Annotated in this window: 15 protein-coding genes; all 15 read left to right on the top strand. The window is 62.8% G+C overall.

Annotated features, from left to right (window positions below; translation table 11 throughout):
* Positions 1 to 171 precede the first annotated feature (171 nt).
* On the top strand, positions 172 to 1,779 hold the full coding sequence (gene nifB, locus PHW99_RS16420; protein WP_300180069.1) for a nitrogenase cofactor biosynthesis protein NifB: 1,608 nt from the start codon (positions 172 to 174) through the stop codon (positions 1,777 to 1,779).
* A 47-nt stretch (positions 1,780 to 1,826) separates the two neighbouring features.
* Positions 1,827 to 2,021, top strand: a complete 195-nt coding sequence (locus PHW99_RS16425; RefSeq protein WP_300180072.1) for a 4Fe-4S binding protein — start codon at positions 1,827 to 1,829, stop codon at positions 2,019 to 2,021.
* A gap of 31 nt (positions 2,022 to 2,052) precedes the next feature.
* Complete coding sequence (locus tag PHW99_RS16430; protein ID WP_300180075.1) at positions 2,053 to 2,457, top strand: iron-sulfur cluster assembly accessory protein; 405 nt, start codon at positions 2,053 to 2,055, stop codon at positions 2,455 to 2,457.
* 15 nt (positions 2,458 to 2,472) lie between these two features.
* Complete coding sequence (locus tag PHW99_RS16435) at positions 2,473 to 3,030, top strand: hypothetical protein (RefSeq protein ID WP_300180078.1); 558 nt, start codon at positions 2,473 to 2,475, stop codon at positions 3,028 to 3,030.
* A complete protein-coding gene (locus PHW99_RS16440) occupies positions 3,027 to 3,830 on the top strand; it encodes a 4Fe4S-binding leucine-rich repeat protein (protein ID WP_300180081.1) in 804 nt (267 codons plus the stop codon). Before PHW99_RS16435 ends, PHW99_RS16440 begins: the two co-directional genes overlap by 4 nt.
* Entirely contained in the window at positions 3,823 to 4,176 is a 354-nt protein-coding gene (locus tag PHW99_RS16445; RefSeq protein WP_300180084.1) for a nitrogen fixation protein NifZ, read from the top strand. Before PHW99_RS16440 ends, PHW99_RS16445 begins: the two co-directional genes overlap by 8 nt.
* Positions 4,177 to 4,181: 5 nt before the next feature.
* Complete coding sequence (locus tag PHW99_RS16450) at positions 4,182 to 4,499, top strand: nitrogen fixation protein NifZ (RefSeq protein ID WP_300180087.1); 318 nt, start codon at positions 4,182 to 4,184, stop codon at positions 4,497 to 4,499.
* 2 nt (positions 4,500 to 4,501) lie between these two features.
* On the top strand, positions 4,502 to 4,846 hold the full coding sequence (locus PHW99_RS16455; RefSeq protein ID WP_300180090.1) for a hypothetical protein: 345 nt from the start codon (positions 4,502 to 4,504) through the stop codon (positions 4,844 to 4,846).
* 18 nt (positions 4,847 to 4,864) lie between these two features.
* A complete protein-coding gene (locus PHW99_RS16460; RefSeq protein ID WP_300180093.1) occupies positions 4,865 to 6,013 on the top strand; it encodes a cysteine desulfurase family protein in 1,149 nt (382 codons plus the stop codon).
* Between the two features lie 39 nt (positions 6,014 to 6,052).
* Positions 6,053 to 6,271 (top strand): putative nitrogen fixation protein NifT, encoded by a 219-nt coding sequence (nifT, locus tag PHW99_RS16465; RefSeq protein ID WP_300180096.1) that lies wholly within the window; start codon positions 6,053 to 6,055, stop codon positions 6,269 to 6,271.
* A gap of 4 nt (positions 6,272 to 6,275) precedes the next feature.
* Entirely contained in the window at positions 6,276 to 6,536 is a 261-nt protein-coding gene (locus PHW99_RS16470; protein WP_300180099.1) for a hypothetical protein, read from the top strand.
* Positions 6,537 to 6,538: 2 nt separating this feature from the next.
* Positions 6,539 to 7,699, top strand: coding sequence for a DegT/DnrJ/EryC1/StrS family aminotransferase (locus PHW99_RS16475; protein WP_300180102.1), 1,161 nt, complete (start codon positions 6,539 to 6,541; stop codon positions 7,697 to 7,699).
* Positions 7,700 to 7,708: 9 nt separating this feature from the next.
* Positions 7,709 to 8,554 carry an SIR2 family protein gene (locus PHW99_RS16480; protein WP_300180105.1) on the top strand — a complete coding sequence of 282 codons (846 nt, stop codon included), beginning with the start codon at positions 7,709 to 7,711 and terminating at the stop codon, positions 8,552 to 8,554.
* 52 nt (positions 8,555 to 8,606) lie between these two features.
* Positions 8,607 to 8,897: a 2Fe-2S iron-sulfur cluster-binding protein gene (locus PHW99_RS16485; RefSeq protein ID WP_300180108.1), complete on the top strand. Its 291-nt coding sequence runs from the start codon at positions 8,607 to 8,609 to the stop codon at positions 8,895 to 8,897.
* Between the two features lie 158 nt (positions 8,898 to 9,055).
* A complete protein-coding gene (locus tag PHW99_RS16490; RefSeq protein ID WP_300180111.1) occupies positions 9,056 to 9,778 on the top strand; it encodes a GNAT family N-acetyltransferase in 723 nt (240 codons plus the stop codon).
* Positions 9,779 to 9,800: the final 22 nt, after the last annotated feature.

Below are 9,800 nucleotides of genomic sequence, written 5' to 3' on the forward strand. Positions count from 1 at the left end.
TATGTCAGCTTTGTCGCATCACAGACACCACCCCCTGACACAGCCCGACAAGCCAGCCCGGCCGCTTGTGCCACATCCGACAAAACCAGCCCCCGGCAGCCATTTTTGACGTGGCACGGATTTAGCTACTAAGCCTGTGTACGGCCATGGTCGGTCGTGAAAAGGGTTTTCATGCAGTCAAGTGCAAACACCGGTTCAACCCCTGCAAAGACGTATGTCAGCATCGGGCAGATCAAATCACTGGGAGCCAAGCTCGACCTGCCCGCAGCAGGTGGGGGCTGTGGCACGCAAGGCGGCGAGGGCAAGGCCAGTTGTGGCTCGTCCGACGGCCCTGAAGACATGCCCAAAGCCATTTGGGACAAGGTCAAAGACCACCCCTGTTATTCCGAAGAAGCGCACCACCACTTTGCCCGCATGCACGTGGCCGTGGCTCCGGCCTGCAACATCCAGTGCAACTACTGCAACCGCAAATACGACTGCTCCAACGAGTCGCGCCCCGGCGTCGTGTCGCAAAAACTCACGCCTGAGCAAGCCGTGAAAAAAGTGGTGGCGGTCGCCAGTGAAATTCCGCAAATGACGGTGCTGGGCATTGCCGGCCCGGGCGATGCGCTGGCCAATCCGCAAAAAACCTTCGACACCTTCCGCATGCTGCAAGAGCAGGCGCCCGATCTGAAGCTGTGTATCTCCACCAATGGCCTGGCGCTGCCTGACCTGGTTGATGAAATCTGCAAATACAACGTCGACCACGTCACCATCACCATCAACATGGTGGACCCGGCGGTGGGCGAAAAGATTTACCCCTGGATTTTCTGGAACCACAAGCGCATCAAGGGTTATGAGGCTGCCAAGATCCTGCATGAGCGCCAGATGCTGGGCCTGGAAATGCTCACCGCGCGCGGAGTGCTGACCAAGATCAACTCGGTGCTGATCCCCGGTATCAATGACGAACACTTGATCGAGGTGAACCGCGAAGTGAAAAAGCGCGGCGCCTTCCTGCACAACATCATGCCGCTGATCTCCGAGCCCGAGCACGGCACCGTGTTTGGCCTGACCGGCCAGCGTGGCCCGACCGCCTCCGAGCTGAAAGCGGTGCAAGACGCTTGTATGGGTGGAGCCAACCTGATGCGCCATTGCCGCCAATGCCGCGCCGACGCGGTCGGCCTGCTCGGTGAAGACCGCAGCGAAGAGTTCACCCTGGACAAGCTGGAGCAAATGGACGTGGTCTATGACTTGGACAAACGCCGCAGCTACCAGGAAAAGGTTGAAATCGAGCGCAACGCCCAGCAAGTCGCCAAGCAAGAAGCCCTGGCCGCTGCCAGCGCCGTGCCAAGCGACGATGACCTGACCGTGCTGGTGGCAGTGGCCACCAAGGGCGGCGGCAAGGTCAACGAGCACTTTGGTCACGTCACCGAGTTCCAAGTGTTTGAAGTGTCTGCCACCAAGGCCCTGTTTGTCGGCCACCGCCGGGTAGACCAGTATTGCCAGGGTGGCGCGGGGGATGATGAGCAACTGCCCTCGGTGGTGCGTGCCATCAACGACTGCCACGCCGTGCTGGTGGCCAAGATTGGCGCCTGCCCGAAAGACGAACTCACCGCTGCCGGGGTCGAGCCGGTGGATGCCTATGTGGGCGAGTTCATTGAAAAAGCTGCCCTGAGCTGGTTCAACGACTACCGCGCTCGCATCGCCAGCGGTGCCGTGGTGCACCAGCACCGGGGTGATGCCCAGATTCGCCAGGGCGCCTACACCCACGCGGCAGACGGCGTGGCACTGGCGGCCTGAGTTTTCCATTCAACCCATCAACCCATTCATCTCACAGGAGCGTCATCATGACCCACAAAATCAACACCGAAACCTGCACAGGCTGTGACGCCTGCACCCCCGAATGCCCCAACGCTGCCATCAGCGTCAAAAAGGGTCTCTACATCATCAGCGCCAGCTTGTGCAATGACTGCGAAAGCCACTTTGACGACCCGCAGTGTGTCTCGGTTTGCCCGGTAGACGACTGCATAACCGAAGTCTGACCTCCTCAATCACTTCACTCTGTCACACATCATGTTGCCAAACGTCACCATCACGCCCGCTGCGGCCAAATTCATCAACCGCATCGTGCGCTTTTCCGGCATGCCCGCTGGTGCAGGGCTGCGCCTGGCCGTGACTCCGGGCGGCTGCTCGGGTTACTCGTCCGAATTCAGCCCCGAGGCCGCACCAGCCGCTGGCGAGCAACTGTTGGAAGTGGGCGGTGTGCGCCTGTTTCTCGGGGCCGAGAGCCGCCTTATGCTCGATGGCCTCACCATTGATTTTGTCGAGACCGCCACCCAGTCGGGCTTGAGCTTCATTGACCCCAACCAGCAAGCCTGCGCCTGCAGCAGCGCCGATGCCGCGCCCAAAGTGGGTGTCACCAAAATTGATGTTAGCTCCATCGGACGTGGCCGCCCGGCCCCGGTGGTGGCGCACTGAAACGGCATTGTCATCATGAGCGCGATGGGCCTGCACTTTGACGATGACCTGGCGGCCTTTGCCGACGGGGTCATCGGCGGGGGCTTGAGCCCGCAGGTCAACGCGCTCATCACCCAGGCCGGTCTGCTGCGCCATTTGCCGCAACAAGCCCTGCCCTTGCTGGAGCAGGCGCGCGCCGCTGCACCCCAGCATCCGGCCCCGTTGATTGCGCTCTACCGTTTCTATTTTTACAGCCACCAACTGGCCCAGGCGCGGGCCATGGGCGAAGACGCCCTGGCCATTGCCCGCACCGCACTGGGCCCCGATTTTGGCGACATGCCCCCGGGTGACGAAGCCACACGTGGTGACGCGGCGGTGCGCTTTTACCTGTTTACCCTCAAAGGCCTGGCCTACCTGAACATGCGCTTGGACGACATGGCCGAGGCCCATTTGATGCTCAGCGAGCTGCGCCGTCTTGACCCGCAGGATCATGTCGGCGCCGCCCTGCTGCTGCACGTGCTCACGCGTCATGAAAAAGGCGACCCATCAGAGTCCAACACGGCTTACCCGGTACGCGGCTGGGGCGTATCGTGAACACCGTCACGGTGCGTGCACCGCAGGACGACATTGCGCCACAGCACTGGCAAGGCGGCCCGATCCGCTGCGGCGACTGTGTCTACGCAGGCCTGCTGTCGCTGGGTGAAGGCCAGGGCTGCGAGCCGGGCCACGCCTGCATGCAGGACGCTTACGCACGCCGGATCGACCGTTTCTTTCGCTGGCACCCCCAGCTCAGTGACGACCAGTTGGGCCACCCCTACTTTGAGGTGCGTGCCATTGCCGCGCGCCGGGCCAGCGTGTTCCGCCTGACCGCACTGATCAACGACCCGGATGAAACCGTGCGCCTGCAAGTGGCCTTGCGCTTGCCGCAAACCCTGCTGGCCAAACTGGTGAACGACCCGCACCGCGAGGTGCGCATCCGCGTCGCCCAGCGCCTGACCCCGCCCGAGCTGGCCGCCTTGCGCCACGACCCGGACTACGGCGTGCGCGAACTGGTGGCCCAACGCCTGCCGTTGGCTATTTTGCCGACCCTGGCCCATGACCCGGATCGCGCCGTGCGCATGCGGGTGGCGCAACGCCTGGACATGCCTGCGTTGTTGGGTATGGCGGGTGATGCCGATGCCGAGGTTCGGCGCATTGTGGCCGAGCGGCTGCCGGTGGCCCTGCTGTCCCACCTGAGCCACGATGCCGATTGGCGTGTGCGCTGGGAAGTGGCGCAACGCGCCGATGCCAGTACCTTGCACACGATGCAAGAAGACGCAGAACCCGAAGTTCGCCAGGCTGTGCAAGACCGCCTGGCGCACGCCATCATCCACCTGAAAGCAAGCCATGGCTGACATCAATCGCGACGATGCCGAGATCGAACTGGCCTACCCGCCGCGCTTCAATTTTGGTGAACGGGTGATTTCCCGCTCGGTCGTGCGCAACGACGGCACTTACCGGGGTTACGACGTGGGCGACGTGCTGGTCAACAAGGGTGACCTGGGCTATGTGGTCAGTATCAACACCTTTTTGCAGCAGTACTACATCTACGCGGTGGACTTTATCGAATCCGGCCACCGGGTTGGCATGCGCGCGAAAGAACTCTGCACGCTGGACAACCTGCCCGCCGAGGTGCTGGCGCAACTGGGCGACAAGGCCGGTTCGCTGCGCACTTTGGGCTCTGCAACCGCCATGGAGTAAAACACATGAACACCGCCGCCACTGCCCCCACCCCCGCTCCCGTCCTGCCCGGCATCGAACCCCGAGCCCCGGCTTATGCCTGGGGCCAGCACGTGGTGGCGCTGGACGATCTGGTCAACGACGGCAGCTACCCGGATCGCCCGGCAGATGCGCTGCTGGCCGCCCGTGGCTCGGTCGGCGAGGTGGTCAACATTGGTCACGCTCCAGATTTGAACGAGCCGGTCTACCTGGTGCAGTTTGACGGCTGCGTGGTCGGCTGCCTGGAAATTGAGCTGCTTCCTGTGCCGCATGGCTGGCAGCCGGAAACCGGGGGTTCGGTGTGAACATGGCAGCCACAAGCGTTGCACCTACCAGCGCCCAGGTGCTGGACCTGGTGGTGCGCCGCGTGGAACGTGCCCTGAAAGAACGTGTGCGCTACCGCTACGTCAAACCCCTGGTGCTGCATGAAGGCGAGAGCTACCGCATCCAAAGCCCCTGTTGCTCGCGTAAGGTAGACCCCAGCGGCGGCTTGATTGACATTGCCTTGCTGGCACCGCAAGAGGGCAGCCTCTGGTGCCTGTGCTCGCGTGACCACACCAACCAGACCTGGCGGCCACAGCATCAGGATACATCGCTGGACGCATTGCTGGACATTCTGTGTCTGGACAGCGAACACCAGTTCTGGGTCTGACCCATTGGCAGGCACAGCATGATCTACCTTGACCACAACGCCACCACCGCGCCTGCGCCAGAGGTGATTGCCGCCATGCTGCCGGTGTTCTCCAGCGTCTGGGCCAACAGCTCGTCACAGCACGGGCCGGGGCAGGATGCCAAACGCACCCTCAGCGCCGCGCGGGCCACGGTGGCACGGGTGCTGGGCTGCAAGCCGGTTGAAGTGATCTTTACCAGCGGCGCCACCGAGGCCAACCACCTGGCGGTGCGCGGCCTGCTGGCAGCCAGCGCCCCGCAGCGCCAGCGCGTGGTGTTCAGCAGTGTCGAGCACGCTGGCCACTTGAAGCTGGCGCACGCCTTGCGAGAGGCCGGCACGGTGGTCGACTTGATCCCGGTGCGCCCCGACGGCACGCTGGACCTGGCGGCGGCTGCCGCGCTGATCGGCCCCGACGTGGCCCTGGTCTCGTTGATGGCCGCCAACAACGAAACCGGGGTGCTGATGCCGGTGGCCGAGGTCGCCGCAATCACCCAGGCCGCAGGCGCGCGCCTGCATGTCGATGCCACCCAGTTCATTGGCAAACTGCCGTTTGCGTTTGCAAGCTGCGGCGCCGACGCGGTGTCATTCTCGGCCCACAAGTTCAACGGCCCCAAAGGCGTCGGCGCACTACTGCTGCGCCAGGGCGTGGCCCTGCTGCCGCAGACCCAAGGCAGCCAGGAGCGTGGCCGCCGGGGCGGCACCGAAAACCTGCCCGGCATTGTGGGTCTGGCAACCGCACTGGCGCTGCTGGGTGATGTGAACGCCCAGGCCCAGCGGGTGGCTCATCTGCGTGATGCGCTGGAAAGTGGCTTACGCCAGGCCTTGCCGGACACCCACATCTGGAGCCACACCGCAGCGCGCCTGCCCGGCACCAGTTACCTGCGTTTTGGTCAGCTTTCGGCCGACGTGGTGCTGCAGCGGCTTGATCGCCTGGACGTGGCAGCGTCCAGCGGTGCAGCGTGCTCCTCGGGTGGCAGCCAGGCCTCCCACGTCTTGACCGCCATGGCCGTGCCTGAAGAAGAAGCGCTGGCCGCCGTGCGGTTTTCACTGGGGGTCAGCACCACTTGGGAAGACATCAGCAGCTTGCTGAAAACGTTGCCGCCGATGCTGGCGCCTCTGTTGCACGAAGAATTGACGACGGCTCCTTGACGCGCCTTGAACCCCTATTTACCTTACCAGGAACCCCCCATGAAACTGATGATCCGCAAAGACAGCAAAGGCGTGCTGACCGGCTACGTACCGAAAAAAGACCTGGAGGAACCCATTGTTTCCATGGTCAAGCCCGGTATGTGGGGCGGCCTGGTCACGCTGGCCAACGGCTGGCAGTTTGACCTGCCTGACATGCCGACCGATACCCCCTTGCCGATCACCGTTGAAGCCCGCCGCCTGGCGGTAGCTGAGGACTGAACCCATGGCCATCACGCCCGATTACCTGCGCAGCGCTGGTGAAGTGATTGGCGCTGCCTCTTGCCTGCGGGATGCCGCCGCCCTCTGGCGCGCCCGTGATCCGGCCATGCGTGTGGTGGTGGTCGATGCCATGGACATGCGCGGCGAAACCCCGGCGCTGAGCTTGGGCAAACGCCGCGTCTTTCTCGCCACCACCGACGGCCATTGCTGGAGCACCACCAAGTTGGCTGCAGAAGCCTCGGCCTTGATCCTGACCGAGGACTGATCATGGAAGTCGATGTCATCTCCCTGTTTGAGCCCGAATGCGGCGTGCGCGAAATAGAACTCGTCACCGCCGTGCTGCAATCGTCGCAGTGGGGCGACGGGCCGATGCTGGAGTCGTTTGAGCGCGCCTTTGCCGGCTGGGTCGGGCGCAAACACGCCGTGGCCGTGGGCAGTGGCACGCTGGGCACCTGGATAACGCTGCGCGCCATGGGTATTGGCCCCGGTGACGAGGTGATCTGCACCGCCCACACCTGGCACCAGGTGGCGCAAGCCATCACCCTGGCCGGTGCCACGCCGGTGTTTGCCGACATCAATTACTGGACCGGCAGTTTGAGCCCCGAGAAGGCGACCCTCAAGATCACGCCCCAAACCCGTGCTTTGCTGGCGGGCAACACCAACGGGCACCCGGCCGCGTGGACGGCCCTGCGGGCCTTGGCCGATGCCCATGGTTTGAAGCTGATTGAAGACAGCACCGAGGCCCTGGGCTCCCGCTACCAGGGCCAGGTGGTGGGCACGTTTGGCGATGTGTCGGTGTTTGACTTTTCTGCCCCTTCGGCCCTGTGCACCGGTGAAGGCGGCATGTTGGTCACCGATGACGATGCCCTGGTGCACGAGCTGCGCTACCTGCGCCAGCGTCGGCTGGCCGACCGCACCTCGGTGTCGGTCGGCTCCCGTGTGCCTTTGCAGGCCGGCATGAGTGAAATCACCGCCGCCCTGGGCCTGGCGCAACTGGCCGGGCTGGACGACCGGCTGACCGCACGCCAACAGGTGATCGCCTGGTACCACGACAACATGCAAAGTTTTGAAGGGGTCAAACCACCCTACATCGGTGAAGGGGTCGATGCGGTGAACTGGATGCTTTACGTGGTGCACCTGGGCAAACGTTTCTCGGGCAGTGCCCGCGCGCAAATGATCGACGATTTGCTGTCTTGCGGCATCGAGACCGCCGTCTACAGTCACCCGCTGCACCAGCAGTTTTATTACATGCAGGCGCTTGACGCCGTTGGCCAGCGCCGGGGCGTGCTGATCGACACCGACCGTATTGGCGATCGCGCCCTGGCGCTGCCCTTGCATACCGAACTGGACGAAGAGCAAGTCCAGTACATCATCAAGACACTCAAGGATACCGCCACCAATGTCGGTGCCGGTGCCGCGATTTACTAAGGAAAACACATGACTGACTTGATCCATGAAATTGCCACCAGCCTGTCCACCGGCGCGGTGATTCCCTACCTGGGGCCGGACATGTTGTCGCTGTGCGCCGATGTCAAGGTGCCTGCCACACCGCTGGCGCTGGCGGAGGTCATGACAGCGAAGGTCAGCGTGCCGCACAAAATCCGCAAGCGCCTGACGCAGGCGGCGCAGTTCATTGAGAACTTCAAACACCGCAAATCGGTGGTGCACCTGATGAACGAGGCCTTTGCCACATCACCCGCGCCGTCGCCTTTTCACCTGGCCTTGGCCGGCAGTGGCGCCGGGCTGTGGGTGGATACCTGGTACGACGACACCCTGGCCGCCGCACTGGCGCAAGTTGAACCCAAGAGTGGCTGGGTGCAGGTGCAAGGCCTGTCGCAGTCCGAGCATTTTGGCCAGTGGACCGGCGCTTACGCCGCCGACGGCACGGCGCTGGCAGAACTCTCCGCAACCCCGGGGCGCATGCTCTACAAACCCATTGGCAGCCATAGCCCGGCCGGCAACTACCTGGTGTCTGACAGCGACTATGTCGAGGTGTTGACCGAGATCGACATCCAGACCCCGATTCCAGCCGCCGTGCAAGCCTGGCGCAGTGGGCGCAACTTCCTGTTCCTGGGCTGCCGTTTTGACGACCAGCTCACACGTTGTTTTGCCCGCCAGATCATGAAGCGCTCCAGCGACCGCCATTGGGCCGTGTTGCCCGAAGAGCCGACCCGTATGGAAGCGCGATTTCTGGCGGAGCAAAACATCACCCGCATTCCGATGCCGCTGGCCCAGTTTTCTGCAGCATTGATGGCTGCCATGCAACCGGCACTGGCGGTCTGACTCCTTTTTCAATTTCCTTAACCACGTAGCGGGCCTGAGCCCCTTTTTCACCATGACCACACTCACCGTACTCCCCTCTGGCAAGTCTTATGAAGTTGCCGCCGGCACCAGCCTGCTCAAAGCCCTGCAGGCCGCGGGTGAGCCCATCATCAGCAAATGCGGCGGCGAAGCCAAATGCGAAAGCTGCCACGTCTTTGTCACGGTTGGGCGCAAGAGCCTGTCGAAAATCCAGCGTGTGGAGAACGAAAAACTCGACGGCATCGTCGGCGTCAGCTCCAACTCACGGCTCGCTTGCCAGGCCCTGCTGGGCGAAGAAGCGATCACCGTTGAGCTGCTGAAATAGGCGTATTTTCTGAGTGATATTGCCCTCGTTTTCCGGTCTCCATGGCCGGCGTGTTGAGCCCTGCGCGCGAGCTCGACAAACAGGTGTGACGGCGGTTACGATGCCGCGCATGAAAATAATGACTGCGCCCACGCCGTCACTGCTTTCACACCCTCCACATGAACTCCGTTGAATCCGCCGCTTTCGCTGCTTGGCCCGCCCTTGAAGAGCAAGACCTTCATGGGTGGCGCTTACGCTTCGCCGATGGCTATACGAAGCGCGCCAACTCAGCGAACTGCACCCCTGAGTCGGTCGATCTTTCGGCCAGCCAGATTGCCGACGTCGAGCATCTTTACCGCGAACAAGGGCTTCCACCCATCTTCCGGCTGACCTCGTTCTCCGCTCCCCAAAACACGGATAGCGTTCTTGCGGGGAAAGGCTACCGCTTCACCGATCTCTCACTGGTCATGGTCGCGCCGCTTGCTGTCGAACGCGAAGCTCCATCGCTCTGCGTTGCTGCGGATGCGCAGGCCTGGCTGAAGGCCTTTCAAAGTGTTTCCGGCAAACTGGGTCCAGACCAGGCCATCCATCTCAAGTTGCTCCGATCAATACAGAGTCCTTGCGCCTTTGCTGTCGATCTTTCCGCCCAGAAACCCATCTGCTGCGGCCTTGGCGTTTCAGTCCAGGATCAACTTGGCCTCTTTGATATCGCGACGAGCCCTGCACATCGAGGGCGCGGCCTGGCCAAGAAGCTTTGCTCAAATCTCCTGGCCTGGGGCCGGCGCGCTGGGGCGCAGTCTGCCTTCCTGCAAGTGAGTGCTTCAAATACCGTGGCTATCCGTCTCTACGAAAGCTTGGGGTTTCGTCGTGCATATCACTACTGGTACCGAGTGCTGGCCTGACGCGCTTCGCGGCCGGGCGGAC

The organism is Rhodoferax sp. (genome assembly GCF_028689305.1).
In the GTDB taxonomy this organism is placed as follows: domain Bacteria; phylum Pseudomonadota; class Gammaproteobacteria; order Burkholderiales; family Burkholderiaceae_C; genus Rhodoferax.

What these genes read in the sequence shown, in the direction of transcription:
- nifB (WP_300180069.1), top strand. Translation starts at nt 172, where the DNA reads ATGCAGTCAAGTGCAAACACCGGTTCAACCCCTGCAAAGACGTATGTC.
- PHW99_RS16425 (WP_300180072.1), top strand. Translation starts at nt 1,827, where the DNA reads ATGACCCACAAAATCAACACCGAAACCTGCACAGGCTGTGACGCCTGC.
- PHW99_RS16430 (WP_300180075.1), top strand. Translation starts at nt 2,053, where the DNA reads ATGTTGCCAAACGTCACCATCACGCCCGCTGCGGCCAAATTCATCAAC.
- PHW99_RS16435 (WP_300180078.1), top strand. Translation starts at nt 2,473, where the DNA reads ATGAGCGCGATGGGCCTGCACTTTGACGATGACCTGGCGGCCTTTGCC.
- PHW99_RS16445 (WP_300180084.1), top strand. Translation starts at nt 3,823, where the DNA reads ATGGCTGACATCAATCGCGACGATGCCGAGATCGAACTGGCCTACCCG.
- PHW99_RS16450 (WP_300180087.1), top strand. Translation starts at nt 4,182, where the DNA reads ATGAACACCGCCGCCACTGCCCCCACCCCCGCTCCCGTCCTGCCCGGC.
- PHW99_RS16455 (WP_300180090.1), top strand. Translation starts at nt 4,502, where the DNA reads ATGGCAGCCACAAGCGTTGCACCTACCAGCGCCCAGGTGCTGGACCTG.
- PHW99_RS16460 (WP_300180093.1), top strand. Translation starts at nt 4,865, where the DNA reads ATGATCTACCTTGACCACAACGCCACCACCGCGCCTGCGCCAGAGGTG.
- nifT (WP_300180096.1), top strand. Translation starts at nt 6,053, where the DNA reads ATGAAACTGATGATCCGCAAAGACAGCAAAGGCGTGCTGACCGGCTAC.
- PHW99_RS16470 (WP_300180099.1), top strand. Translation starts at nt 6,276, where the DNA reads ATGGCCATCACGCCCGATTACCTGCGCAGCGCTGGTGAAGTGATTGGC.
- PHW99_RS16475 (WP_300180102.1), top strand. Translation starts at nt 6,539, where the DNA reads ATGGAAGTCGATGTCATCTCCCTGTTTGAGCCCGAATGCGGCGTGCGC.
- PHW99_RS16480 (WP_300180105.1), top strand. Translation starts at nt 7,709, where the DNA reads ATGACTGACTTGATCCATGAAATTGCCACCAGCCTGTCCACCGGCGCG.
- PHW99_RS16485 (WP_300180108.1), top strand. Translation starts at nt 8,607, where the DNA reads ATGACCACACTCACCGTACTCCCCTCTGGCAAGTCTTATGAAGTTGCC.
- PHW99_RS16490 (WP_300180111.1), top strand. Translation starts at nt 9,056, where the DNA reads ATGAACTCCGTTGAATCCGCCGCTTTCGCTGCTTGGCCCGCCCTTGAA.